The sequence below is a fragment of the Mycobacterium tilburgii genome, from assembly GCF_902168065.1.
In the GTDB taxonomy this organism is placed as follows: Bacteria; Actinomycetota; Actinomycetes; order Mycobacteriales; family Mycobacteriaceae; genus Mycobacterium; species Mycobacterium tilburgii.
Window position 1 is genome coordinate 19,533 of record NZ_LR655703.1, and the last position, 25,352, is coordinate 44,884.

Genomic DNA, 25,352 nt, shown 5'->3' on the forward strand with positions numbered 1-25,352 from the left:
ACCGGCCGATGTCGATGACCGACCCGACTTACCACATCGTCAAAGACCCGGCCAAGGCCGGCAGACCCGGGCGACAGGAGACAGCAAAAGCTGACCGTTAACGTAGAGGCCAGTTTTACGGAACGTCCATGGGGAGGACAGCAGTGAAGCGGCTGGGAGCGGTGTTGGCGGCCATGGTGGGGTTCGCCTTCACCGCCAGCGGGTATCGGCCGCTGGGCAAAGGTGGATACGGCTCGGCGTTCTCCGTCGCCTACGGCGTGGTCGCGTCCGAGTTGCCGATGCAGGCGCTCGGCGTCCAATTCGCGACGTAGGCCGCGCTGTCGCGCCGGTTGCCCGCGCGGACCGGATGTTCACCTGGCTGCTGTCGGCGGTGTCCTGGCTGGGCCTGCTCGGCCTGCGGCATCTCGGGGCACCAAGCCAACGAGCCGCTGACGGCGGCGCTGGACGCCGGATTGGGTCCCGACCGGCGGCGGGAGTCGGGTGATTTGTGGAAGCGCCCGGCGCCGGGCGGTGCGACGGCGAAGAAACCCGGCGCGGCGCGCATGCTGCGCATCTATTGTGACTACGCGCAAGACGGCGACATCAGCTACGGGGAGTGCGGTTCGCGCAACTACCTCGACATCTGGCGAAGGCCCGACCTCGACCGAAACGGCCGGGCGCCGGTGCTGCTGCAGGTTTCCGGCGGTGCCTGGTGGGAAACAAACGCGGACAGGCGCATCCACTGATGAGCCATCTGGCCGAACTGGGCTGGATCTGTGTCGCGATCAATTACCGGCTCAGCCCATGCTCCACCTGGCCCGACCAGATCGTCGACGTCAAACGCGCGATCGCATGGACGAAGGAACACATCGCCGAGTACGGCGGCGATCCGGATTGGCTTGCCATTACCGGGGGTTCGGCTGGCGGGCACCTAACCGCACTGGCCGCACTGACCCCTAACGATCCGCGATTTCAGCCCGGCTTCGAAGACGCCGACACCAGCGTGGACGTTGCGGTGCCGGCAGGCCGGTGAACCAGATGGTGGCGCACGGCTACCCGGTGGCCTGCCAGCGGTGCACGCTGTCCAATGCCGAAGGATGCCAGAGAATGTCGGTGCGGGCATGGCTGCCTGGTTTGACCCCACGGGCCTCAATGATGGTTCCGGCGCCGAGGGTGTCATTGGTCGTCTAGTCGATCAGGATGAATGCGCCGCTGTCGCGATTGTCGGTGTAGCTGTCGGCGATGACGACGCTGCTGGTGCGCAGGGTTAGGGTGCCGATGTCGTTGAGTGCCAGCTCAACCGGCTGATCCAATTCCTCGAGGGTTTCGGTGTCCAGCCGGGTGTGCAGCTCCTGCACGGTCGCCCGCACGGTGTTGGTGGTCTGTTTGAGCGCCAGCCGGTCGCCGGCCCGCAGCGGGGCGTCGACGAACCAGCACACGGTCGCATCGAGTCGTGCCGGCACCGGCAGGGCGGCGTCGTCGGCGCCGCTGACCAGCACATCGCCGCGGCCGACGTCGATGTCGTCGGCCAGTTCGATCGAAACCGACAGGGGCGCAACGGCTGTGCTGCGTTCCTCGTCGAGGGCGTCCAGTGCCGTAACCGTCGAGCGGGTCACCGACGGAAGTGAGATCACCGGATCACCAACCAATAGCGTACCCGCGGCAAGCCGCTCGGTGTAGCGGCGGCGCACCTCGACGGTGGGCCGAAAAACCCATTGCACCGGCAGCCGCAGCCGCGACAGCTGTGCGTGCGGGGCGGTCAGCTCTACCCCTTCCAGGTAGTCCAGCAACGTGGGCCCGCCGTACCACGGCGTGCGCTCGGAACGATGCACGACGTTGTCGCCCAGCTTGGCCGCCAACGGAATCACGGTGATGTCGATCTCGCCCAGGTGTGCCGCTAGTGTCTGCAGCTGCTACACCTCGGTGAATTTCGCCTCATCGAAGGCCAGGTCGATCTTGTTGATTGCCGCGACAAAGTGCTTGATGCCCAATAGCTTTGCGATGCGGGCATGCCGGCGGGTCTGCCGTAACACGTCGGCGCGGGCGTCCACCAGCAGTATGGCTACGTGCGCGTTTGAGGCTCCGGTGAACATGTTGCGGGTATAGCGCTCGTGTCCCGGCGTTTCGGCCAGGATGTAGCTACGGGTTTGCGTGGCGAAGAAGCAGTAGGCGACGTCGATCGTGATGCCCTTTTCGCGTTCGGGCGCGCAGCCCGTAGGACAGCGCCGCCAGGTCGGCGAAGCCATCCTCGTCGGTGATCGCCTCGAGGTGATCCAACGGCAGGCTGTCGGTGTTGTGCAGCAACCGCCCGACCAGGGTGCTCTTCCTGTCGTCGACGGAGCTGGCGGTGGCGATGCGCAACAGCTGGCGGGTTTGCCGCACAGGTGAAACTCGGGACCGTAGCATTTTTCGCGGCGGTAACCCTAGACGTTCTCGAGAGCCCGCAAGCCCAGCGAGAACAGCAGTCGCGTTTCGGGATCGCCCAGCGAGGTCGACAGCAACTTCTCGATCCGGCGCACCCGGTACCGAACCGTGTTGGGATGCACCCGCAACCACGCGGCGGCGAGGCCGACGTCGCCGAAGCTGTCCAGGTACGCCCGCAGCGTCTCGGCCAACACCGGGTCCCGTGCTCGCGGGTCGCGGATGCGCGGATCGACCAACCGCTCGTCGGAGCTGATCAGGGTGACGATCTCGTCGAGCAGGACGGTGGTCCGCGCCTCGGCCAGCGAAGTCACCCGGCCGATCGAAACCGGGTGTCGCTCAGCGCTGTCCAGCACCCGATCGACCTCGGCGCGCGCCACCGCTACGCCCGTCAGTCCGCCGGCCGGTGCGGCGATCGCCGCGCGCAGCTCGACACCGAGTTCGGTGCGCAGCGCGCTGATGGTGCCCCGCACCCACGACGTCACCGATCGGAACAGCGAGGTCTGCGGCAGCAGAACATAGATGCGAAAGGCGTGCGATGCCACTTGGCGTCGCGACGAAAAGCGCTGGCACTCAACGCCATCGCGTCAGCCAGCCGGGCGGACCGGGACTCGGCATCGGTGGTGTCGTAGCCGATCAGCGTGGCGCTGCCGTCGGCGGACAATCCAGCTCGCGGGCGATCGCGGCCACGTCGGCGGGTTCGCCGTCGGTCAACCCGAAAAGCTGTTGCACCGCCGCGCATGCGTCGACGGCCGGGCCGCGAGCCGGGACATGATGCGGGCGGGCCAGCACCGCCGCGCCGCGCAGGATCCCGTCGGCGTCGTTGGCCAACTGCTGCGAGCCCTGCTGCACCCAGATGGTGCCGGCGAACTGCGGCGCGCGACGCGCGCCGGCCGATGGGTGGTGAATGCCGATCGCCAGCCGGGGTCGCAGCCCCAGTTCCGGGCGCTCCTCGACGCGCACCACCTCGCCGCCGGCGCGCAGCGCGTCGAAGATGCCCCATTGATTGATCCATTTCGGATGCTCCGGCGGCCTGGCCCGGCCGAGGATGGACAGCCGGCGCAGCTCGTCGGCTTCGTCGTTGGAGGCCGAGTAGTCCAGCACGTGCGACTGGGCGTTCTCGATGCTGACCATGCCGTGAATGCGGTCGGCCAGCGACTGCGCCAAGACGAACAGGTCGGTGCCGGGGTCCTCCGTCGGGTCGGTGCGGTCGCCATGGTGCTCCAGCACGTGATTGACCAACCGGTAGAGCCGCGCTCCCACCGGGCCTGCGGTTCCACCGCCACCATCGCCGTCCCGACCGCCGCGGCCCTGGCCACCAACGTGTCGCCCGGCTCTTTGACGAAGGTCGCGACCGGCGCCCGTTCCCGTGCCTGCTTGTCGATCCACCGCAGCGCCTCGTCGTCGCTGACGCCCAGCAGAAAGAACACGTCGGCCGAGCTCGCCGTGGCCGACGTGCCGAGCCAGATGTCGTCGGAGTCAATCAGCGGCCGAGCGCACCGTCAGATCCAGTCCCCGCGGTGCGCGACCATCCAGAATCAGGCTGACCAGCGTGGCGTCCAGCACCAGCAACAGTTGACCCTGCCCGACCCCAGGCGCTCTCCCACTATCAAATTCTATTATAAGATACCACATAGTTTGTCCGATCAGCCAACAGTCGGAGCGGTCGGCGCGAGGATCTGACACCATGGACACGATCAGCCAGGGACCCATCCCGGCCAACGAGCCGGTCCACGACTACGCCCCCCACTCGCCGGAACGTGCCCGGCTGCGCGCTGAGCTCGCCGCGCTGGCCGACCACCCGATCGACCTGCCGCACGTGATCGGCGGTAAACACCGCATGGGTGACGGCGAGCGCATCGACGTTGTCCAACCGCACCGGCACTCCGCGACGCTGGGCACCCTGACCAACGCCGGGCACACCGACGCGACCGCGGCGATCGAGGCGGCGACGGCCGCCAAGCACGACTGGGCAGCGCTGCCGTTCGACGAGCGTGCCGCGGTGTTCCTGCGCGCCGCCGACCTGCTGGCCGGGCCGTGGCGGGAGAAGATTGCCGCCGCGACAATGCTCGGCCAGTCCAAGTCTGCCTACCAGGCCGAGATCGACTCGCCCTGCGAACAAGTCGACTTCTGGCGCTTCAACGTCGCCTTCGCCCGCCAGATCCTGGCCCAGCAGCCGATCAGCGGACCGGGGGAGTGGAACCGCAGCGAGTACCGCCCGCTGGACGGGTTCGTCTATGCGATTACGCCATTCAACTTCACCTCGATCGCGGGCAATCTGCCGACCGCGCCAGCGCTGATGGGCAACACCGTGGTGTGGAAGCCGTCGATCACCCAGACGCTGTCGGCGTATCTGACCATGCAGCTACTCGAGGCCGCGGGACTGCCGCCGGGCGTGATCAACCTGGTCACCGGCGACGGTCTCGCGGTGTCCGCGGTGGCGCTGGCCGATCCGCGGCTGGCAGGCATCCACTTCACCGGATCGACCGTGACCTTCCAGCAGCTGTGGCAGCAGGTGGGTGCCAATATCGCCCGCTACCAGAGCTATCCGCGCCTGGTCGGCGAGACCGGCGGTAAGGACTTTGTGGTCGCCCACGCCTCGGCTCGCCAGGATGTGTTGTGTACCGCGCTGATTCGCGGTGCATTCGACTACCAGGGCCAGAAATGCTCGGCCGCATCCCGTGCGTTCATCCCGCACTCGGTGTGGCAGCACATGGGCGACGATTTCCTGGGTGCGGCGGCTGCGCTGCGTTACGGCGACGTCACCGACCTGACCAACTACGGTGGCGCACTGATCGATCGTCGGGCCTTCACCAAGAACGTCAACGCCATCGAGCGGGCCAAGCGCACGGCCGGGGTCACCATCGCGGTGGGCTGTGAATACGACGACAGCGTCGGCTATTTCGTCCGACCGACGGTACTGCTGTCCGATGATCCGACCGACGAAGCGTTCCGCACCGAATACTTCGGCCCGCTGCTGTCGGTGCACATCTATCCCGATGACGACTACGAACGCATCCTCGACGTGATCGACACCGGATCGCCCTACGCGCTGACCGGCGCAGTGATCGCCGATGACCGGCAGGCCGTGCTGATTGCTCAGGAGCGATTACGGTTCGCGGCCGGGAACTTCTACATCAACGACAAGCCGACCGGGGCCGTCGTCGGGCGGCAGCCGTTCGGGGGGTCGCGCGGCTCCGGGACTAACGACAAGGCCGGGTCGGTGCTGAATCTGTTGCGCTGGACGTCGGCCCGGACCATCAAGGAGACATTCGTCCCCGCCACCAACCACACCTACCCGCACATGGGAGCCGATTGATGGCCGGCGTCTTCGCCCACACCCTGCGGCCGGCGATCATCGCCGCGAGCCGGCGCGACGGGTTGCGCCGCGCCGCCGAAGGGCTGTCGGTCACCCGAAACGTGGTGCACCGGTTCGTTCCCGGTGAGACGATCGACTCTGCGCTGGAAAGTGTTGCCGCGCTGCGTGCCTCGGACCGCTACGTCAGCATCGATTATCTGGGCGAGGACGTGGTCAACGCCGACGACGCCGCCGCGGCTGTGCGAACGTATCTGGATTTGATCGACCGATTGGCCGGGGCGGAGCAGCCGGCGGGGGTGGCGGTCCGCCCGCCGGAGGTGTCGGTGAAGCTGTCGGCGATCGGGCAGTCGCTGGCCCGTGACGGCGAGAAGATCGCGCGGGAGAACGCCCGGACGATCTGCGAGGCCGCCGGGCGTGCCGGGATGTGGGTTACGGTGGACGCGGAGAACCACACCACCACCGATTCGACCTTGTCGATCGTGCGTAACCTGCGGGCAGACTTCCCTTGGCTGGGCACGGTTTTGCAGGCTTACCTCCGTCGCACCCTGGGCGACTGCCGAGAATTCGCCGAGTCGGGGGCCCGGATCCGGCTGTGCAAGGGCGCATACGACGAGCCGGTGTCGGTGGCCTACCGCGGGGCGCACCAGGTCACCGCCTCCTATCTGGCCTGCCTACGCGAGCTGATGGCCGGGTCGGGCTACCCGATGGTGGCCTCGCATGACCCGGTGATCATCGGCGCCGTGCCCGACATCGCCCGCGAATCAGGGCGTGGGACAGCAGATTTCGAATATCAGATGCTGTACGGCATTCGCGACGACGAGCAGCGCCGGCTGGCCGGCCTGGGCAACCAGGTGCGGGTCTACGTACCGTTCGGCACGCAGTGGTACGGGTACTTCATGCGCCGGCTCGCCGAACGGCCGGCCAACCTGACGTTCTTTTTGCGGGCGCTCGCCCAACGCGGGCACTGAGTGTGATTTCACGGCGTCGGATGTGCGGCCAGGGCGGCGGAACGCCGATGCAGCCCGCCGGGGAGTCACACTCGACGCCGGGGATTCACCGGCAACGCGGCGAAGCCCGCGCACCGCATGCGCGCGGACAAACTCGGCGACGACATCCGGGTCGTCCAAATCCAGGGTCGACGACGATGTGCTGAACAGCGAGAACAGGATCCGGGCGAACCACTCGCCGGCGGCCTTGACATCGAGATCCTTGCGGAGCTCACCGGTCAGTTTGGCCGCCGACAAGTACGGCGACAGAAAGTCCACACATTCGCGCAGCAACACGGCGGCGTCCTTGGTCAGCAGCAGGCTGATCGCGTTTTCGTCTAAGTACTTCTCCGAGGAGATGACCCGGCGTAGCCTGCGTCACGAACACCGCCGCCGAACACGACTTCTCCTCGAGGCTGCCACCCCGGTCCATCGCCTTGCTCATCTCGCGATAAAACCGCTGCGACGCGTGCTCGGCGCAGGCCTCGACGATCGCGGCCGCTGACGAAGTCGCGGAGCTGCGCACCGAACGGGTGATCGGCGACCGGGTGCGCAACGCCTGACATCGAGGTGTGTGCGCATTTCGTAATCGGGGCCGCGCGGTGTTCTGGCTGTACGGCACTCCTCGGGGCCCGTCGACAGATTCCCACCGAGGCCCGCGTCTACTCCGAGCAACACGGCATTCGGCTGATCGGTCTGGACAGGCCCGGTATCGGCTCGTCGACACCGCACCGCTACGAGAACATCCGGGCGTTCGCCGAGGACCTGCAAAGATCGCCGACACGCTCAACATCGACCGAACGGCCGTCATCGGCCTGTCCGGCAGCGGTCCGTACGCGCTCGCCGCGGCGGCGGTGCTCGCGTCGTGGCGGCCGGTGTGCTCGGAGTCGTCGCACTCTTCACCGGTGACGACGGGATCACCAGCGGCCTGATGAGCCAGGGCAAGCGGGTGGCGCCGCTGCTACAGCTCGGCGGCGACCCGCTGCGCATCGGCGCGAGTCTGGTCGTTCGGGCCATCCGGCCGGGTCGTTAGCACGGCGCTGTACCTCTATGCCGCCATCTCGCCGGAAGCCGATCGGCGTCTGCTGACCCGCCCCGAGTTCGGCGCCATGTTCCTCGACGACCTATTGAACGGCAGCCGCAAGCAACTGGCGGCCGAATTATTCGTTCTACCTGGGGAAAATCATCTGGCGGGGTTGGGCCGCGGGGAGGAAATCCTGGCCGCGCTGATGAAGATCTGGGATGAGCGGGGCTGACAAACCGTGTTGAACAGCAGTCGGTAACGTGCTCTCCGTGCTGCTGGAATCCCTCAACTCCACCGCTGTCAACGCCACGGACATCCCCGACGCGATGAAGATCGACGGCACCACCCTGAGCCGCAGTGACCTGCTCGGCGGTGCGACCTCCGTAGCAGAACGGGTCGCGGGCTCCGAACGCGTCGCGATCCTGGCTACGCCGTCGGTGGAGACCGTGCTCGCGGTCGCCGGATGCCTGATCGCCGGTGTCCCCTTCGTTCCGGTGCCCTCCGACTTGGGTGCCGCCGAACGCCGGCACATGCTGACCGATTCCGGCGCGCGGGTCTGGCTCGGACCCGAACCCTCGGAAGACTCGGCGTCGGAAGGCCTGCCGCACATCCCGGTGCGCCTGCACGCCCGCTCCGGGCACACCTACCCTGAGCCGGCGCCCGAGTCCACCGCGATGATCATCTACACGTCGGGCACCACCAGTCTGCCCAAGGGCGTCGTGGTGAGCCGGCGCGCGATCGCCGCTGACCTGGATGCGCTAGCCGAGGCCTGGCAGTGGACGTCCGACGACGTGTTGGTGCACGGGTTGCCGCTGTTCCACATTCACGGTTTGGTGCTCGGTCTGCTCGGCTCGCTGCGGGTCGGAAACCGGTTCATCCACACCGGACGACCGACGCCCGCCGGCTACGCGCAGGCCCGGGAGGAATCCGGCGGTACGCTGTACTTCGCGGTGCCGACGGTGTGGTCGCGGGTGGTGGCCGACCAGGCCGCCGCCGAGGCGTTGCGACCGGCCCGGCTGCTGGTGTCGGGGAGTGCGGCGCTGCCGGTGCCGGTCTTCGACAAGCTCGAAGCGCTAACCGGTCACCGGCCCATCGAACGCTACGGCGCTTCGGAGTCGTTGATCACGGTGTCCACCCGGACCGACGGCGAACGCCGGCCGGGGTGGGTCGGCTTTCCGCTGTCCGGGTTGCAGACCCGGTTGCTCGACGACGCCGGCGACCCCGTTCCGCACGACGGCGAAACCGTTGGGAAGCTTCAGGTTCGGGGTGCCACCCTGTTCGACGGGTACCTGAACCGGCCGGACGCCACCGCCGAGGTCCTGGATGCCGATGGCTGGTACCGCACCGGCGACGTCGCGGTCATCGACAGCGGGGGTATGCATCGCATCGTCGGCCGCGAATCGGTCGACCTGATCAAGTCCGGCGGATACCGCATCGGCGCCGGGGAAATCGAGACGTCGTTGCTCGGGCACCCGGGTGTGCAGGAAGCGGCGGTCATCGGAGTTCCCGACGACGACCTGGGTCAGCGCATCGTCGCCTACATCGTCGGCGCGTCCGACCTCAGCGCCGACGAGCTGATTAACTATGTTGCCCAAGACCTTTCGATACACAAGCGGCCGCGCGAGGTGCGGATGGTGGAAGCGTTGCCGCGCAACGCGATGGGCAAGGTCGTCAAGAAGCAGTTGCTGAGCGAAGGCTGAGACACACCGCTAGCCGTTGGTGATGTGCCATTAGTGAGTCGAGCCGCACCGCGACCGCCGCGGCGACCCTCGTCGGACAGCCGCGCAGCGCGCCGATGGCGCGGGTGGCGGTCTCGTGTCTGGTCGGCTCGGCGATCGAGTTCTACGACTTGCTGATCTATGGCACCGCTGCGGCGCTGGTGTTTCCCGCGGTGTTCTTCCCCAGCCTGACGCCGGGCGTGGCGATGATCGCTTCACTGGGAACGTTTGTCACCGCTTTTCTCTCCCGCCCGGTGGGGCGGCCGTCTTCGGGTATTTCGGCGACCGGCTGGGCCGCAAGAAGACGCTGATCTCGACGCTGCTGCTGATGGCCGTGGCGACCGTGGGTGTGGGCCTGGTTCCCAGCAACGCGTACATCGGGATGGCCGCGCCGTTGATCTTGATGGGGCTGCGGCTTCTGCAGGGGTTCGCGGTCGGCGGCGAATGGGCCGGGACGGCGCTGTTGAGCGCGGAGTACGCACCGGGCGGCCGGCGCGGCCGGTACGACATGTTCACCCTGCTCGGTGGTGAGGTGGCCGGCGTCCGGCGTATGATGCTGATCGGGTGGTCGGCCTGCGTGCCGTGGACGTTCGTGGTGATCCCGTTGCTCGACACCGGCAAGCCGGTGATGTATGCGGTCGCTGTCGTCGGCATGTTCGCCGTCGCCGGCATCGGCAGCGGGCCTACCGGGGCGTTCATTCCCGAACTCTTCGCGACCCGCTACCGCTTCAGCGGCTCGGCGCTGGCCATCAACCTGTCCGGGGTGGTCGGCGGGGCGTTGCCGCCGCTGCTTGCCGGGACGCTGCTGGCCACCTACGGCAGCTGGTCGATCGGTGTCATGCTCGCGGCCCTGACGCTGACCGGGGTCATCTGCACCTACCTACTGCCGGAAACGCACGGCACCACGCTGTAGGTCAGTTGGCGTGCAGGTCCTCGTTAAGGGCGATGCTCTGACCACCGCGCGCAACCACTTCCACCGCGCCGCTGACCGAATTGCGGCGGAACAGCAGGTTGTTGCCTCCGGAGAACTCGACCGCCTTCATCGTGTTGCCTTCGGGAGTGAGAACTTTCGTGCCCGCCGTCACGTAGAGGCCGGCTTCGACGACACAGTCGTCGCCCAGCGAAATACCCAGGCCGGCGTTGGCACCCAGCAGGCATCGCTTACCGATCGAAATCACCTCGGTACCACCGCCGGACAGCGTGCCCATGATCGAGGCGCCGCCGCCGATGTCCGAGCCGTCGCCGACCACCACGCCGGCCGAGATGCGGCCCTCCACCATCGACGCGCCCAGGGTGCCGGCGTTGTAGTTGACGAAGCCTTCGTGCATTACGGTGGTACCTGCAGCCAGGTGGGCGCCCAACCGCACCCGGTCGGCGTCGGCGATGCGGACCCCGACGGGCATCACGTAGTCGACCATACGCGGGAACTTGTCGACGCCGTGGACCGTCACCGCGCCCTTGCGCCGCAGCCGGGCGCGAACCGCCTCGAAACCCTCGATTGCGCACGGGCCGTGATTGGTCCATACCACATTGGTCAACACCCCGAACAAGCCGCCGGCGTTCAGCCCGTGCGGCGCCACCAGGCGGTGCGACAGCAGGTGCAGCCGCAGGTACGCCTCGTATGCGTCGGCGGCGACATCGTCCAGGGAACCGATGACCGTGCGGACAGCCACGGTCTCGGTATTGCGGTCGTCGTCGCGCCCGACCAGCGCGGCCAGGTCCGGCGGAACATCGGACAACGCGAGTCGCGAGGTGCCGCTGGTGTCCGACTCGGTGAGTTCCGGTGCGGGGAACCAGGTGTCGAGGATCGATCCGTCGGAGGCGAGCGTTGCCAATCCGATGCCTGCAGCTCCAGTCACGGCGGTCAGGTTACGGCATCTGCGTTGACGGCGATTAGGCTGGCTGCGTGCTGGACTTGCATGGGGATCCGATCGCGTTGACCGCGGCGCTGGTCGACATTCCCAGCGAGTCGAGGCACGAAAGACGCATCGCCGACGAGGTCGAGGCCGCGCTGCGGGAGCAGACGTCCGGTTTCGAGATCATCCGCACCGGCGACGCCGTGCTGGCCCGCACCCGACGCAATCTGCCGACCCGGGTGCTGCTGGCCGGGCATCTGGACACCGTCCCGGCGGCCGATAACCTGCCGAGCCGCCGCTCGACCGGCGCGGACGGCGACGTGTTGCACGGCTGCGGCACCGCGGACATGAAGTCCGGTGACGCGGTGTTCCTGCATTTGGCCGCCACCGTGACCGAGCCGGCACACGACCTGACGCTGGTGCTCTACGACTGCGAGGAAGTCGAATCGGCCGCAAACGGTCTGGGCCGCATCCAGCGCGAGCTGCCGGACTGGTTGGCCGCCGACGTCGCCATTCTGGGTGAGCCCACCGCCGGCTACATCGAGGCCGGTTGTCAGGGCACGCTGCGAGTCGTGGTTAGCGCCACCGGGACTCGAGTACACTCGGCGCGATCCTGGTTGGGGGACAACGCTATTCACAAACTGGGCGAGGTGCTCAACCGGCTGTCCGAATACCGGGCGCGCACCGTCGACATCGACGGTTGCGAGTACCGCGACGGCTTGTCGGCCGTGCGCGTCGACGGCGGGGTGGCCGGCAACGTGATTCCCGACGCCGCCTCGGTCACCGTCAACTACCGGTTCGCACCGGACCGCTCACCCGCTGAGGCGCTGCAGCACGTGCGCGATGTGTTCGACGGTATCGACGTGCTAATCGAGAAGACCGACTGCGCCGCAGGCGCATTGCCCGGCTTGTCGCAGCCGGCCGCCAAGGCCCTGGTCGACGCAGCGGGCGGCAACGTCCGGGCGAAGTACAGCTGGACGGACGTGGCCCGGTTCGCGGTGTTGGGCATCCCTGCGGTCAACTTCGGCCCCGGTGACCCCAACCTGGCGCACCGGCGTGATGAACGGGTGCCGGTGGCGGCGATCAACGACGCGGTGGCGATGCTGCGGCCCTACTTGGGCGGCTGAGCGCACCGCTGCGCCTGGGCGGCGGCATCGGCGGCCGCGGCGTGCAGACCGGCCGCAGTCAGTTCCTCGGCCACCTTGCGCAATGGCGCCCCGTCGCCGGCGGCCAGCTCGTGCGTGCGCCAGCGCGAGTCGACCTGTCGCGCAGTCAATCTCGTTGCACAGCCGGGCCAGCGGATCGGCCACCCGGATATCCCCGAGCCGGACCGCCTCGTGCCACGCGCGCAACGCCACGGCCGACTGACCGCGCTGTTCGGGCATCCGCGCGGCGTCGCGGGCGGCGGTCACCGCGCCGTGGGCGTCCCGTGCCGCCACCACGCCCGGGCCACACCCAACTCCGGGCTGAACAGCGCCGACTTAGTTCCGTGCCGAGACTCGGCTCTGCTCAACGCTTTTGCTGAACCGGCGATATCGCCGTGCTGGGCCAGCGCGGTGGCCAGCAGCATCAGCGACAGTGGACCCCACGAATAGCCGGTGCGCTCCAGCGTGGCGGCAGCCGGACCGAGCAGCACGGCGGCATCGGCGAATTGGCCCGCGGCAATCAGTATTTTCGCCAGCAGCACTTCGCCGATCGCACGGCCCGACTGCTGCGACTCGGCGAAATCGGTTAACTGCTGCGCGAGTTCGGTCGCGGTGTCCAGATGGCCGGTCATCGACAGGGTCGTGATGTCGCCCAGGCCGACGGTGAACCGCAACAACCCGGAGGTGCTCGGCGCCCTGCGCCCGCAGCGCCATCGGCGAACCGGCCCTGCCGTGCCGCGCACAGCGTGGCCGCACTGGCCTCCCAGGCCACCTCCTGATCGTCGGCGCCCAGCGCGGCGCGGGCACGCTCGGAGAACAACGGATGGGCGGTGTAGACCACCGGTTTGTCGGAATGTTCGTCACGCAGTCGGGTTTCGGCCGCACCCCACTGTTGCGCCTCGGCGACAGCGCTGTCGTCGGCCAGGGCGGTGAGATCGGCCAGCGACAGCGGTTCCTCGACGGCCAGATAGTCGAGCACCGCCCGCGCCGGGGCCGGCAACTCGGCGATGAACGTGTCGACCTCGGCGGTGGTGGTGGCCGCGCCGGGCGTGTCGACGTCGATGCGGTCCAACAGACCGTCGGTCCACAGCGCCGCGATCGCGTTGGGTGAGCGTCCGCCCGGGCGGTGACGATCATCCGCGGCGGTGCCGGCCAACGCCAACTGGTACGCCAGCGTGGCCGATAGGATGTCCAAATCGTGGGTGTCGTCGACGATCAGCAGCAGATCGCTCTGCCGGTCGCGGCCCAGCGACGCCCGCGCCGCGCGCAGCAACGCGGCCGGCTTGCCGATGTCGGCGATATCTACCAGATGGCTGAAGGCGACGAACGGAACCACCCGCTCGGTCGGCGTGACGGTGACCCAGCGGACGAACGTCGCCGGGTGTGCGGCCGAAAAATGCTCGGCAGCCAGGCGCGTCAGTGTCGACTTGCCGACCCCGTCCGGCCCCCAGCACCACCGCGCCCCGGTGTGTCCCGTCCGCCAGTGCGACCTCGAGTTGTTGCAATGTGGACGCGTGCTGCGGGACGTTCCATCGGATCGGCATCGCCGAATTTTATTGCGGGACGTTGTCAAGCCGATGACGAGCCACTGTGTCGGCCCGGTTGGTGCACAGTCCGGCCGGCTTTGGTCTACGTTGGCGGTTATGCGCCCCGAAGGCGAATGGTCGGTATGCGTGTACTGCGCGTCCGGGCCGACGCATCGCAAATTACTCGATGTGTCGGGCGAACTCGGCGAGGCGATAGCCGAGCGGGGCTGGACGCTGGTTTGGGGCGGCGGCCACGTTTCGGCGATGGGGGTGGTGGCGAGCGCGGCGCGGGCCCGAGGCGGCCGGACCGTCGGCGTCATCCCCGAGCAACTGGTGCGGCGCGAGCTCGCCGACACGCTGGCGGACGAGTTGATCGTCACCGACACCATGCGCGACCGGAAACACATCATGGAAGACCGCTCCGATGCGTTCATCGTGCTGCCCGGCGGCATCGGCACTCTCGACGAACTCTTCGACGCGTGGACAACCGGCTATCTGGGTATGCACGACAAACCCGTCGTGCTGCTCGATCCGTGGGGACACTACGAGGGACTGTGGCTGTGGCTGAACGGACTGCTCGACAGGGGCTACATCTCGCAGGTAGCAATGAACCGGCTGGTGCTGGTCGATAAGGTCGGTGCCGCAATCGAGGCGTGTGCCCCCCTCTGAGGTCGGCTTGCATCAAGGGGAATTGAGGGAGCCGTGTCCGATCACACTGGGGCAGCACGCAAACCCGTCGGCCTGCCCGATATCGCGTCTGGGCTGCCCGGCGTGCTGGCCGACCTGCCCGTCATCGTGCGGGGAGCGGTGACCGGGTTGCTGGCCCAGCCCAATTCGAAGAAGTCGATCGGCAGCGTGTTCCAGGACCGCGCCGCCCGCTTCGGCGACCGCGTTTTCTGCGGTTCGGCGACCAGCAGCTGACCTACCGGGACACCAACGCCGCGGCCAACCGGTACGCGGCCGTCTTGGCGTCGCGGGGCGTCGGCCGCGGCGACATCATAGCGATCATGCTGCGCATCGCCCAACGCCGTGCTGGCGATGCTGGCCGCGGTCAAATGCGGCGGTCGCCGGCATGCTCAACTACCACCAGCGCGGCGAGGTGCTGGCGCACAGCCTGGGTCTGCTCGACGCCAAGGTGCTGGTCGCGGAGACCGACCTGGTCAGCGCCGTCACCGAGTCGGGCTCCACGGCCAGCGCCGCGACGCTGACCATCGGGATCTGGAGCGGTTCGCCACCGGCGCGCCCGCCACCAACCCGGATTCGGTGGCCGCTGTACCACAACAACGCGCTGACGGTGGCGCTGGCGTCGGTGATCACCTCCGGGGCGACAGCTGGCACTGGGTAAGGCGTTTTCGGCGTCCCGGTTCTGGGACGAGGTGATCGGGAGCCGGGCTACGGCAACGGACTGCGCCCGGAAATCTGGCAGGACTTTACCGAGCGGTTCGGCATCGCGCGGGTGTGTGAGTTCTAAGCCTCCAGCGAGGGCAACACGGCGTTCATCAACATCTTCAACGTGCCCGGGTCGACCGGGATCGCGCCGATGCAGCTGGTATACGTCGAATACGACCCCGACACTGGAGACCCGGTGCGCGACGACAACGGCCGCGTGCGACGGGTGCCGGGGGGCCCGGAAAGCCGGGTTTGCTGCTCAGCCCGGTCAATCGGCTGCAGCCGTTCGACGGCTACAAACAAATCGGCAAGCGAAAAAGTTGGTGCGCAACGCTTTTCGTAACGGCGACTGCTACTTCAACTCCGGCGACGTGATGAGTCCGCAGGGCATGCGGCCCGCCGCGTTCGTCGACCGGCTCGGCGACACCTTCCGCTGGAAGGGGAGAACGTCGCCACCACCCAGGTCGAGGCGGTGGTCGCGTCGGACAAATCTGTCGAGGAATGCACCATGTTCGGTGTGGAAGTCCCCAACACCGGTGGTCGGGCCGGATGGCTGCGGTCCAATTGTGCGACGGCGCGCAGTTCGATGACAAGTCGCTGGCCCGCGCGGTCTACGACCAGTTGCCCTGCTACGCGCTGCCGTTGTTCGTGCGGGTGGTCAAGACGCTGGAACACACCACCACGTTCAAGAGACGTAAGGTGGAGTTGCGCGAGCAGGCCTACGGTGCTGACGTGCCGGACCCGTTGTACGTGCTGGCCGGCCGTGACGAGGGCTATGTGCCGTATTACGACGACTACCCAGCGGAGGTAGCCGGCCGGTAAGCGCCCACAAGGTTGAGCGTGCGCTGACGGCGTCGAGTGTGCGTCCGGGGCGTTTGAGCATGCATCCACAGCGGGTGGCCCCGGCAACACGCCCTGGCGTCACACTTGACGACCCGTCCCCGGGGCCGCACCGGCCGTGGTGACCCGGCACTATGGACGAGTGCAGCCAACTCTGTGCGGCCGGCCGGTCGCCGTGGATCGCGCGCTGATCATGGCGATCATCAACCGCACGCCCGACTCGTTTTACGACAAGGGCGCGACGTTCAGCGATGACGCGGCCAAGGCCGCCGCGCACCGCGCCGTGCAGGACGGTGCCGACATCATCGACGTCGGGGGGGTCAAGGCCGGCCCCGGCGAGAACGTCGACGCCGCGATGGAGATCGCCCGCCTGGTGCCGTTCATCGAATGGCTGCGCAACACCTACCCTGACCAGCTGATAAGCGTCGACACCTGGCGCTCCGAAGTCGCCCGGCTGGCCTGCGCGGCGGGTGCGGACCTGATCAACGACACCTGGGCCGGCATCGACCCGGCCCTGCCGGAGGTCGCGGCCGAGCTGGGCGTGGGCCTGGTGTGTTCGCACACCGGCGGCGCCCAGCCGCGCACCCGTCCATTCCGGGTGAGCTACGGTACGACCACCCGGGGTGTGGTCGACGACGCGATCCGTCAGCTCACCACCACCGCCGAACGCGCCGTGGCGGCCGGGGTGGCCCCCGATCGGGTGCTGATCGACCCGGCGCACGACTTCGGCAAGAACACGTTCCACGGGCTGATGTTGTTGCGGCACGTGGACGATCTCGTTAATACCGGGTGGCCCGTGCTCATGGCTTTGAGCAACAAGGACTTCATCGGGGAGACTCTGGGTGTGGAACTGACCGAACGGCTCGAGGGCACGCTGGCGGCCACTGCGCTGGCGGCCGCCGCCGGGGTGCGCGTATTCCGGGTGCACGAGGTCGTAGCGACCCTGCGCGTGCTGGAAATGGTCGCCTCGATCCAGGGGGCCCGTCCGCCGGCCCGGACGGTGAGGGGGCTGGCATGACCGCATCGGACCTTCTCGCTGGCGAACTGACCGGCAATGACGTCGCTGCCGCGCGGCAATGGCTGACCAGCCGCAGCTGGACCCGTCCCACCTGGACCGTGCCCGAGCTGGAAGCCGCGAAGGGCGGCCGGACGATCTCGGTGGTGCTGCCCGCCCTCAACGAGGAAGAAACCATCGCCTCGGTCGTCGGCAGCATCTCCCCGCTGCTGGACGGGCTCGTCGACGAGCTGATCGTGCTGGACTCCGGGTCGACCGATGAGACCGAGATCCGGGCCGTCGCAGCCGGTGCCCGCGTCGTCAGCCGCGAACAGGCGCTGCCCGAGATCCCACCGCGCCCCGGCAAGGGTGAGGCGCTGTGGCGGTCGCTGGCCGCCAGCAGCGGCGACATCGTCGTGTTTGTCGATTCCGACCTGATCAACCCGCATCCGATGTTCGTGCCATGGCTGCTCGGCCCGCTGCTCACCGGCGACGGCATTCACCTGGTCAAAAGCTTCTACCGGCGGCCCCTGTCCGCCGGCGCGACGGGAGCCGGCGACGAGGCGGCCAGCGGCGGCGGCCGGGTCACCGAGCTGGTGGCGCGGCCGTTGCTGGCCGCGCTGCGCCCGGAGTTGGGCTGCGTGCTGCAGCCGCTCGGCGGGGAATACGCGGCCAGCCGGGAGCTGCTGACTTCGCTGCCGTTCGCCCCCGGCTACGGCGTCGAGATCGGCCTGCTGATCGACACCATCGACCGGCTGGGGCTGGATGCGATCGCGCAGGTCAACCTGGGGGTGCGGGCGCACCGCAACCGGCCGCTGGCCGAGCTGGGCGGGATGAGCCGCCAGGTGATCGCGACGCTGCTCTCGCGCTGCGGCATTCCCGACTCCGGGGTGGGGTTGACCCAGTTCGTCGCCGCCGGGCCGGACGGTCCCGACGGCCCGAGCTACACTCAGCGGACCGCGCCGATGTCGCTGGCCGACCGGCCGCCGATGAAGGTGCTCAGACCACGCTGAGGGCCACTGTGTCGGTGGTATAGGGCACTATCGATGCCGTGGCGTTAGTCTTGCTCTACCTCGTGGTGTTGGTGCTGGTCGCAATCGTGCTGTTCGGTGCGGCAAGCCTGCTGTTCGGGCGCGGCGAACAGTTGCCGCCGCTGCCCTGGGGTACGACGGCGACCGTGCTGCCGGCCTACGGCGTCACGGGCAGCGACGTCGACGCGGTCAAGTTCACCCAGGTGTTGCGCGGCTACAAGACCAGCGAGGTGGACTGGGTGCTGGACCGCCTGGCCCGCGAGCTCGAGGCGCTGCGGGGTCAGCTTGCCGCCGTCAGCACCGCACCGGCCGCCGGGAACGACGCCGCCGAGCCGGCGCAGGATGAGGACGCCGGAAGCGAGGATCCGGCGTGAGCGACGACGGGCTGATTCGCTGCAGCTGGGTGGTGGGACGGCCCGGGCCCGATTTCGAAGTGTACCGCGACTATCACGACACGGAATGGGGCCGCCCGCTGCGCGGCGAGGCTGCGCTGTTCGAGCGGATGAGCCTGGAGGCCTTCCAAAGCGGCCTGTCGTGGTTGACAATCCTGCGTAAACGAGAGAACTTCCGGCGCGCCTTCTGTGAGTTCGACATCGACAAGGTGGCCCGCTTCGGCGACGCGGATGTGCAGCGGCTGCTGGCCGATGCCGGCATCGTGCGCAACCGGGCCAAGATCGACGCGACGATCGCCAACGCGCGGGCGGCCGCGGAGCTGGGTTCGCTCGTCGATCTGTCCGAACTGTTGTGGTCGTTTGCACCCGCGTCGCGGCCTCGTCCCGTCGACGGTTCGGAAATCCCGTCCGCCACTGCCGAATCCACGGCCATGGCCAAGGAACTCAAGCGGCGCGGATTCCGCTTCGTAGGCCCCACCACCGCTTACGCTCTGATGCAGGCGACCGGGATGGTGGACGACCACGTCCGCGATTGCTGGGTCCCCGCGTCCCGGTAGGCACCCCCGCAATCCGGCTTCGCCGGCCGCACCACGCGAACCCGGACAGGCCCTACAGACGGGTCTTGTGTATTTAGTGACACTAATAGGGAACAATGGAAGGGTGATTTGGCAGTTCGATGTCGGGTATGGCTGGAAATCCGCTGGCGGGGCTAGCTCGCAGCCGACCAGGCTCGCGAGGACGGGTCATCTCGAATCTGGAGGGAGCACTTGATGGCGGCGATGAAGCCCCGGACCGGAGACGGTCCGCTGGAAGCGACCAAGGAGGGGCGCGGCATCGTAATGCGGGTACCACTTGAAGGTGGAGGCCGCCTCGTCGTCGAGCTGACACCCGACGAAGCCGCTGCCCTGGGCGACGAACTCAAGGGCGTCACCAGCTGAGCCTGAGCTAACCCTGCCGAAACTACGCAGACACCTTCCGGTACGTCTCCAACGTCGGCGACGTGTGCCCAAGAGAATTTCTCGATGCACCGCTGGCGTCCGGCGCGCCCGTAGCGGTCGGCCTTCGCGGGGTCCGCGGCGAGTTCATTGACCGCCCTGGCCAGTTCGCCTGGTACCGGGCCGGGTCGTCGGGGTCGTAGTGCACCAGCGAGCCGGTTGGTTTTCTCGACCACGACCTCCGGTATCCCACCGACGTCGGAAGCCACCACCGCGGTTCTGCATGCCATCGCCTCCAAACTCACGATTCCTAGCGGCGCGTAGACCGATGAGCATACGAAAACCGTCGCGGCCGAGAGTATTTCGCGCAGCTCCGCGATCGGGAGCATCTCCCGGATCCAGAACACGTCGGTGCGGGCGCGGGCCAGCTCGTTCACCGCGGTGCGGACCTCGTCGGCGATCTGCGGGGTTGCGGGGCGCCGGTACAACACCAGCTGCACCTCCGGGCTGAATTGGTGCGCGGCGGCCTCACCCCCTTCTGCCGGGTGATCCGCCCGACGAACACCACCACCGGCCGATTGGGGTCGATGCCTAGCTCGGCCAGAACCAACCCGGTGTCGGCCGGTCCGGCCGGATACCAGACGTCGGTGTCCACCCCGTTGTGGATGACGTGCACCTGGCTGGGATCCAGGGTGGGGTAGACGCGCAGCACTTCCTCGCGCATCCCGGTGCTGACCGCGATGACGGCATCGGCGGCCAGCACCGCGGTGCGCTCCACCCACGACTACACCCTGTAGCCACAGCCGAGTTGCTCGGCCTTCCACGGACGCAATGGCTCCAGCGAGTGCGCGGTCAGCACGTGCGGGATGGGGTAGAGCAGCGCGGTCAGATGTCCGGCCATGCCGGTGTACCAGGTATGTGAATGCACCACTGTCGCTGGGATGCGGCCTCGGCCATCACCAGATCCGCCGACAGCGTGGCCAACGCGGCTCGCGCTCTGCAGGCGCGGGTCGGGCTGATGCACGAATGCGCCCGGGCGGGGCTCGCCCATGCAGTGCACGTCGACCGTGTGCATAGCCGGCGCAGTTGGGCGACCAGCTCGGTCACGTGTACGCCGGCCCCGCGGTAGACGTCCGGAGGGTACTCCCGCGTCATCCCGCCACCCGCATACTCCGCACCGTAGTTCGCAGACGGCGCCCCCACGAATCGGACGGGCAAATGCGGCTGGAGACAAAACGCGGTGCAGTTGGCCGCGCGTCTGACCCCATCACCGATTACGGTGAGAGACGGCGCGCCCAGTTTGCCGAATACGTTGACGGATAGCCCGTCAGAATGGTCGCCGGGAAATTGCCCCTAGCAGCGGTTCGCGACGGCCGATAGGTTTGGAGCCATGAGGGAAGCACCCCACGTGCTGGGTATCGTCCTGGCTGGCGGTGAGGGTAAGCGGCTGTATCCGCTGACCGCGGACCGGGCCAAACCCGCAGTTCCCTTCGGCGGTGCCTACCGGCTGATCGACTTTGTGTTGTCCAATCTCGTCAACGCCCGCTATCTGAGAATTTGCGTTCTCACGCAATACAAGTCACATTCGCTGGACCGCCACATCTCGCAGAACTGGCGGCTGTCCGGTCTGGCCGGCGACTACATCACCCCGGTCCCGGCGCAGCAGCGGCTTGGCCCGCGCTGGTACACCGGGTCCGCCGACGCGATCTACCAGTCTCTGAACCTGATCTACGACGAAGACCCCGACTACATAGTGGTTTTCGGTGCCGACCACGTGTACCGGCTGGATCCCGAGCAGATGGTCCAGTTCCACATCGACAGCGGCGCCGGGGCGACCGTGGCCGGCATCCGGGTGTCACGCACCGACGCCACCTCGTTCGGCTGCATCGACGCCGACGAGTCCGGCCGGATCCGCAACTTCGTCGAGAAGCCGCTGGAGCCGCCGGGCACTCCGGATGACCCGGAGGCGACGTTCGTCTCGATGGGCAACTACATCTTCACCACCAAGGTACTCATCGACGCCATTCGCGCCGACGCCGACGACGATCACTCCGACCACGACATGGGCGGCGACATCATCCCGCGGTTGGTCGCCGACGGCATGGCCGCGGTCTACGATTTCAGCGACAACGAGGTGCCCGGCGCCACCGACCGGGATCGCGGTTACTGGCGTGACGTCGGGACGCTGGACGCGTTCTACGACGCGCACATGGATCTGGTGTCGGTGCACCCGGTGTTCAATCTGTACAACCGGCGCTGGCCGATCCGCGGTGCGACCGAGAACCTCGCGCCGGCGAAGTTCGTCAACGGCGGCTCGGCCCAGGAGTCCGTCGTCGGCGCCGGCAGCATCATCTCGGCGGCCTCGGTGCGCAACTCGGTGCTCTCGTCGAATGTGGTGGTCGACGACGGCGCCATCGTCGAGGGCAGCGTGATCATGCCGGGCGCCCGGGTCGGCCGCGGCGCGGTTGTGCGCCACGCGATCCTGGACAAGAACGTCGTCATCGGCCCTGGCGAGATGGTCGGGGTGGACTTGGAAAAGGACCGAGAGCGTTTCGCGATCAGCGCCGGCGGTGTGGTCGCGGTGGGCAAGGGCGTCTGGGTATAGCCGCCGGCTACCAGACGTACGGCAGTAACCGGTAGCGCACCTGCTGGGTGTACTCGCGATGTCCGGCCAATTCCTCGGCGAACAGCCGCTCCTCGTCGCGGATGCGGACGACGAGCACCCGCAACCCCCGGGACGAGGAACAACAGTCCCCAGTACGAGCCGAGGGCCAGTGGAACGCTGGTCATCAGTACGACGATGCCGACGTACATCGGGTGCCGGACGACCTTGTATGAGGCCGCCGGAGACGACGTGCTGGCCGGTTTCGACCGTCACTGTGGCTGCGGCATAACCGTTTCTGGATAATCACCAGCATGGCGATGCCCAGCCCGGGCGCGACCAGCACGTCGCCGAGCAGGCACACCCAGGAGGGAAGGATGCGACCAGCCCACCCGGCGGTCGAATGCGCTGAACGTCAACATTAGCAGGATCGACAGGATCGCGCCGACGATGACGACCTTCTGGATGGCTCTGGTCTCCACCTTCGGGCCGGCATGCATCCGGCGCTGCAGCGCTGCCGGGTCGGTCCGAGCGATGCAGAGGGTTGGCACGATCGTCGCCGCCATCGTGGTGGCGATGAAAACCCATGCCTGCCAATAGTTGAGCGTGCCGGCCGGGAGAAACAGCAGCAGTCCCAGCACGATCAGCCCGAACACGACGACGACGCGGCCCTGACAGCAGTGTACATGATTGCAGGTCCTGCTGCCGGAATGCGCTGGCGCCCAACGCGATCAGCACGGAGTCGATAGCTGTCAGCCACAGCAGTGGGGCGGCGGTGAAGCCGGTGCCGACCCGCGGAACGTGCGCGAAGGGCTCGAGGTCGAGCACCCACTGGTCGAAACCCGCCGACGAACCGATCAGGTACAAGGCGATGAATCCGGTCAACACGCCCCACAACGCAACGGTGACCGCCGAGCCCAGCCAGACGGCCGGTAGTTAGACCGCCGCGGTGCCTATCACCACACCCACCTTGGAGCCGACGTCACCGGCCGCCATGCCGTACAGTAGGCCGCCCACCGCCCGGTGATTAGCATGGCCGCGGCGGAACCGAGCAGGGCGGCGCCAGATGGCTTGCCAGCCAACGGCTTCGTGACACAGCCCCGGCTAGTGTCGTCTCGGCGCGCAAGCTGGATTCCTCTTAGTGTAGTCGCAACGTGAGTGAGATGGCGAACGCGGCGGTCACCATGCCCATCATCGCGAATGCCACCGCCAGAAAGGCTTCCTCCAGCGCGGTGGTGCCGCCCATCCGCGCCACGATGTCACGGGCCACGCCGCTGCCGATCTCGTCGCCGATGCCATGCACCACGCGCTGCCCATCACCACGCCGTACATGTACAGCACCACCGCACCCCGATCCAGGCGCCACGCCAGCCCGAACACATTGCGCAGGCCGGGGACGGCGGTGGCCGGGCCGGCGCGCTCGGCGATAAGTGCGGCGCCGACGTCACGGCCGGTCAGCAGCCGGTACGCCACGGCGGTCAGGGCCGCGGCGGTGCTCAGGTGCAGCGACAGCACCCAGAAGTGATCCCCAGCGTAGGGCCCCTGCACTTGCAGCGACCAGCCCAGCGGCGAGAGTCACGACAGGGCGCCGGAGCCGGCGTCGCCCATTGCGCGCAGCGTGAACGCGGCGGCCAGCACGGGCGAAGGCCGGTCCCGCGGGCGAACCGCGCGCTGACCGACAGCTGTGCGGTCACCGCGGCTACGGCGGCGACGAACACCAGACCCGAACAGGCCAGCGCGGCACCGAAGGCCAGCGACCCGCCCGACCGGAGACGTCGGTGCTCAGCAGGCCGGCCGCGCCGAGTGTCCCGGTGGCCAGCGAGGCGCCGAAGGCCAGGATCAGCGCCGCGGGCAGGTCGTATACCGTCCGACGCCGGTAGAGTTCACCAGTTCGGTGCGACCGCTCTCCTCGTCGGCGCGGGAGTGCCGGATCACGGTGAGAATGACGGCCAGCGCGATCAGCACGTGGAACATCCCGATCTTCCACACGTCCACCGCGCCCAAGCGGTCGTTGTAGATCTGCCCGTACAGTGCGCGCTGGGCGGGGCTGGCCATGATCGACGCCGCGAATCCGGCGCGGGCAGCCTGGGTGGGGTACACCTTCTCGATGCTTCCGACGTAGACCGTCGCCAGCGGGAGGGAAAGTAGCAGGATCCACAACGGCAGCGAGACCCGGTCGCGTCGCAGATACAGCCGCAGCATCCCCAAGGTTCCGCTGAAAGTCGAAACCCCTTGGGGTGTTGTATATTTGGTCCGATCAAGGGTGGTGGTAGTCATGCGGAGACCTTCCTTGTGCTGCGACCGGTGTCGTAGTGGCGCAGGAAGAGCCCTTCGAGATTCGTGGGCTGGCTGATCAGGCTGCGCACGCCGGCATCGCCCAGCACACGGATCAGTTCGCCGAGGCTTTCGCTGTCGACCTGCGCGCGTAACGTGTTGTCGGCGACGCTGACGTCCTCAACTACCTTGATACGAGTTAGATCGCCAGAGTAGACGGTCATTTCGGCTTTGATGGAGGTGCGGCTGAGGTGCCGCATCGAGTCCAGTGTCCCGGATTCAATGGTCTTGCCGGCGTGGATGATGGTCACTCGCTGGTACAGTGCTTCCGTTTCGGCCAGGATGTGGCTGGACAGCAGCACCGTCACGCCGCGGTCGCGTGCTTCGATCACTCATTGTTGAAAAACGTTTTCCATCAACGGGTCCAGTCCGCTGCTGGGCTTGTCGAGCAGCAGCAGGCTGGCGTGCGAGGAGAAAGCCGAATCAGCGAGGCCTTCTGGCGGTTGCCCTTGAAGTAGGTCCGTGACTTCTTGGTCGGATCCGCGTCGAAGCGTTCGATGAGCTCGCGGCGGCGAGCGTCGTCGATGCCGCCGCGTATGCGGGCCAACAAGTTGATGGTCTCGCCGCCGGTCAGCGACGGCCACAGCGTGACATCGCCCGGTACATAAGCGATCTGGCGGTGCAGTGCAACTGCGTCGGTCTACGGATCGCCGCCCAGCAGGCGCACGCTGCCGCTGTCGGCACGCACCAACCCCAGCAGGATGCGGATGGTGGTGGACTTACAGACCCCGTTGGGGCCGAGGAACCCGTGCACTTCACCTTGGCGCACGGTCAGATCGAGGCCATCCAGCGCGCGCATCTGCCCGAAGGTCTTGGTGAGGCCGCGGATTTCGGTCGGCGCGGCGTTGTCAACTCTCATGG

17 protein-coding genes and 12 pseudogenes are annotated in these 25,352 nt (G+C 67.7%); 17 read left to right on the forward strand and 12 right to left on the reverse strand.

Annotated features, from left to right (window positions below; genetic code table 11):
• Positions 1 to 143 precede the first annotated feature (143 nt).
• The 3 genes and pseudogenes from FQ389_RS22295 to FQ389_RS23095 all read left to right on the forward strand — a co-directional run.
• Positions 144 to 311 carry a hypothetical protein gene (locus FQ389_RS22295; protein ID WP_186296324.1) on the forward strand — a complete coding sequence of 56 codons (168 nt, stop codon included), beginning with the start codon at positions 144 to 146 and terminating at the stop codon, positions 309 to 311.
• 18 nt (positions 312 to 329) lie between these two features.
• On the forward strand, positions 330 to 725 hold the full coding sequence (locus FQ389_RS23090) for a hypothetical protein (RefSeq protein ID WP_456085319.1): 396 nt from the start codon (positions 330 to 332) through the stop codon (positions 723 to 725).
• Between the two features lie 32 nt (positions 726 to 757).
• A pseudogene (locus tag FQ389_RS23095) lies at positions 758 to 1,000 on the forward strand (alpha/beta hydrolase fold domain-containing protein); the annotation flags it as partial.
• Between the two features lie 34 nt (positions 1,001 to 1,034).
• Here the strand turns inward: FQ389_RS23095 and FQ389_RS08095 are convergent.
• Positions 1,035 to 2,385, reverse strand: a pseudogene (locus FQ389_RS08095) (sulfate adenylyltransferase subunit 1); the annotation flags it as partial.
• Between the two features lie 17 nt (positions 2,386 to 2,402).
• Positions 2,403 to 4,035: pseudogene (locus tag FQ389_RS08100) on the reverse strand (PucR family transcriptional regulator).
• Between the two features lie 52 nt (positions 4,036 to 4,087).
• Here FQ389_RS08100 and pruA point away from each other — a divergent pair.
• Both pruA and FQ389_RS08110 read left to right on the forward strand, forming a co-directional pair.
• Positions 4,088 to 5,719, forward strand: coding sequence for an L-glutamate gamma-semialdehyde dehydrogenase (gene pruA / locus FQ389_RS08105; protein WP_144206693.1), 1,632 nt, complete (start codon positions 4,088 to 4,090; stop codon positions 5,717 to 5,719).
• Positions 5,719 to 6,687, forward strand: coding sequence for a proline dehydrogenase family protein (locus tag FQ389_RS08110; RefSeq protein ID WP_144206695.1), 969 nt, complete (start codon positions 5,719 to 5,721; stop codon positions 6,685 to 6,687). The genes pruA and FQ389_RS08110 overlap by 1 nt, the downstream gene beginning before the upstream one ends.
• Positions 6,688 to 6,765: 78 nt before the next feature.
• Here FQ389_RS08110 and FQ389_RS08115 read toward each other — a convergent pair.
• A pseudogene (locus tag FQ389_RS08115) lies at positions 6,766 to 7,213 on the reverse strand (TetR/AcrR family transcriptional regulator); the annotation flags it as partial.
• An 82-nt stretch (positions 7,214 to 7,295) separates the two neighbouring features.
• On the opposite strand from FQ389_RS08115, the pseudogene FQ389_RS08120 reads away from it, so the two are divergent.
• The 3 genes and pseudogenes from FQ389_RS08120 to FQ389_RS08130 all read left to right on the forward strand — a co-directional run.
• Positions 7,296 to 7,961: pseudogene (locus FQ389_RS08120) on the forward strand (alpha/beta fold hydrolase); the annotation flags it as partial.
• Positions 7,962 to 7,998: 37 nt separating this feature from the next.
• The gene (locus tag FQ389_RS08125) at positions 7,999 to 9,429 is read left to right on the forward strand and encodes an acyl-CoA synthetase (protein ID WP_144206697.1); all 1,431 of its coding nucleotides are present in this window, start codon (positions 7,999 to 8,001) and stop codon (positions 9,427 to 9,429) included.
• A gap of 95 nt (positions 9,430 to 9,524) precedes the next feature.
• A pseudogene (locus FQ389_RS08130) lies at positions 9,525 to 10,360 on the forward strand (MFS transporter).
• A 1-nt stretch (position 10,361) separates the two neighbouring features.
• On the opposite strand, the gene dapD reads toward FQ389_RS08130, so the two are convergent.
• A complete protein-coding gene (dapD, locus tag FQ389_RS08135) occupies positions 10,362 to 11,315 on the reverse strand; it encodes a 2,3,4,5-tetrahydropyridine-2,6-dicarboxylate N-succinyltransferase (protein ID WP_144206699.1) in 954 nt (317 codons plus the stop codon).
• Positions 11,316 to 11,353: 38 nt separating this feature from the next.
• Here dapD and dapE point away from each other — a divergent pair, with 38 nt between their 5' ends.
• Positions 11,354 to 12,430 (forward strand): succinyl-diaminopimelate desuccinylase, encoded by a 1,077-nt coding sequence (gene dapE, locus FQ389_RS08140; RefSeq protein WP_144206701.1) that lies wholly within the window; start codon positions 11,354 to 11,356, stop codon positions 12,428 to 12,430.
• Here dapE and FQ389_RS19480 read toward each other — a convergent pair.
• Together FQ389_RS19480 and FQ389_RS22300 are read right to left on the reverse strand one after the other, a co-directional pair.
• Positions 12,415 to 12,579 carry a hypothetical protein gene (locus FQ389_RS19480; RefSeq protein WP_260860592.1) on the reverse strand — a complete coding sequence of 55 codons (165 nt, stop codon included), beginning with the start codon at positions 12,577 to 12,579 and terminating at the stop codon, positions 12,415 to 12,417. The genes dapE and FQ389_RS19480 overlap by 16 nt on opposite strands.
• Positions 12,580 to 12,762: 183 nt before the next feature.
• Positions 12,763 to 13,992: pseudogene (locus tag FQ389_RS22300) on the reverse strand (GTPase domain-containing protein); the annotation flags it as partial.
• A gap of 99 nt (positions 13,993 to 14,091) precedes the next feature.
• On the opposite strand from FQ389_RS22300, the gene FQ389_RS08155 reads away from it, so the two are divergent.
• From FQ389_RS08155 to FQ389_RS08185, 7 genes and pseudogenes are all read left to right on the forward strand, one after another.
• Positions 14,092 to 14,643, forward strand: coding sequence for a TIGR00730 family Rossman fold protein (locus FQ389_RS08155; protein WP_144206703.1), 552 nt, complete (start codon positions 14,092 to 14,094; stop codon positions 14,641 to 14,643).
• 33 nt (positions 14,644 to 14,676) lie between these two features.
• Positions 14,677 to 16,201, forward strand: a pseudogene (locus FQ389_RS08160) (AMP-binding protein).
• 195 nt (positions 16,202 to 16,396) lie between these two features.
• Positions 16,397 to 17,221 (forward strand): dihydropteroate synthase, encoded by an 825-nt coding sequence (gene folP, locus FQ389_RS08165; RefSeq protein WP_144206745.1) that lies wholly within the window; start codon positions 16,397 to 16,399, stop codon positions 17,219 to 17,221.
• On the forward strand, positions 17,218 to 18,210 hold the full coding sequence (locus tag FQ389_RS08170) for a glucosyl-3-phosphoglycerate synthase (RefSeq protein WP_144206705.1): 993 nt from the start codon (positions 17,218 to 17,220) through the stop codon (positions 18,208 to 18,210). Before folP ends, FQ389_RS08170 begins: the two co-directional genes overlap by 4 nt.
• A 38-nt stretch (positions 18,211 to 18,248) precedes the next feature.
• A complete protein-coding gene (locus FQ389_RS08175; RefSeq protein ID WP_144206707.1) occupies positions 18,249 to 18,602 on the forward strand; it encodes a DivIVA domain-containing protein in 354 nt (117 codons plus the stop codon).
• Positions 18,599 to 19,177 (forward strand): DNA-3-methyladenine glycosylase I, encoded by a 579-nt coding sequence (locus FQ389_RS08180; protein WP_144206709.1) that lies wholly within the window; start codon positions 18,599 to 18,601, stop codon positions 19,175 to 19,177. Before FQ389_RS08175 ends, FQ389_RS08180 begins: the two co-directional genes overlap by 4 nt.
• A gap of 213 nt (positions 19,178 to 19,390) precedes the next feature.
• On the forward strand, positions 19,391 to 19,558 hold the full coding sequence (locus tag FQ389_RS08185; protein ID WP_003406247.1) for a DUF3117 domain-containing protein: 168 nt from the start codon (positions 19,391 to 19,393) through the stop codon (positions 19,556 to 19,558).
• A 113-nt stretch (positions 19,559 to 19,671) separates the two neighbouring features.
• Here the strand turns inward: FQ389_RS08185 and FQ389_RS19495 are convergent.
• From FQ389_RS19495 to FQ389_RS21580, 3 genes and pseudogenes are all read right to left on the reverse strand, one after another.
• Positions 19,672 to 19,944: pseudogene (locus FQ389_RS19495) on the reverse strand (glycosyltransferase); the annotation flags it as partial.
• Between the two features lie 44 nt (positions 19,945 to 19,988).
• Complete coding sequence (locus FQ389_RS21575) at positions 19,989 to 20,333, reverse strand: glycosyltransferase (protein ID WP_327021920.1); 345 nt, start codon at positions 20,331 to 20,333, stop codon at positions 19,989 to 19,991.
• A gap of 6 nt (positions 20,334 to 20,339) precedes the next feature.
• On the reverse strand, positions 20,340 to 20,606 hold the full coding sequence (locus FQ389_RS21580) for a glycosyltransferase (protein ID WP_327021921.1): 267 nt from the start codon (positions 20,604 to 20,606) through the stop codon (positions 20,340 to 20,342).
• A gap of 339 nt (positions 20,607 to 20,945) precedes the next feature.
• Between FQ389_RS21580 and glgC the strand changes: the two genes are divergently transcribed.
• Positions 20,946 to 22,160: a glucose-1-phosphate adenylyltransferase gene (gene glgC / locus FQ389_RS08195; protein ID WP_144206711.1), complete on the forward strand. Its 1,215-nt coding sequence runs from the start codon at positions 20,946 to 20,948 to the stop codon at positions 22,158 to 22,160.
• 7 nt (positions 22,161 to 22,167) lie between these two features.
• Here the strand turns inward: glgC and FQ389_RS08200 are convergent.
• From FQ389_RS08200 to FQ389_RS08210, 3 pseudogenes are all read right to left on the reverse strand, one after another.
• Positions 22,168 to 22,813: pseudogene (locus FQ389_RS08200) on the reverse strand (methyltransferase family protein).
• A 31-nt stretch (positions 22,814 to 22,844) separates the two neighbouring features.
• A pseudogene (locus FQ389_RS08205) lies at positions 22,845 to 24,434 on the reverse strand (ABC transporter permease); the annotation flags it as partial.
• Positions 24,431 to 25,350, reverse strand: a pseudogene (locus FQ389_RS08210) (ABC transporter ATP-binding protein). The pseudogenes FQ389_RS08210 and FQ389_RS08205, both read right to left, overlap by 4 nt.
• Positions 25,351 to 25,352: the final 2 nt, after the last annotated feature.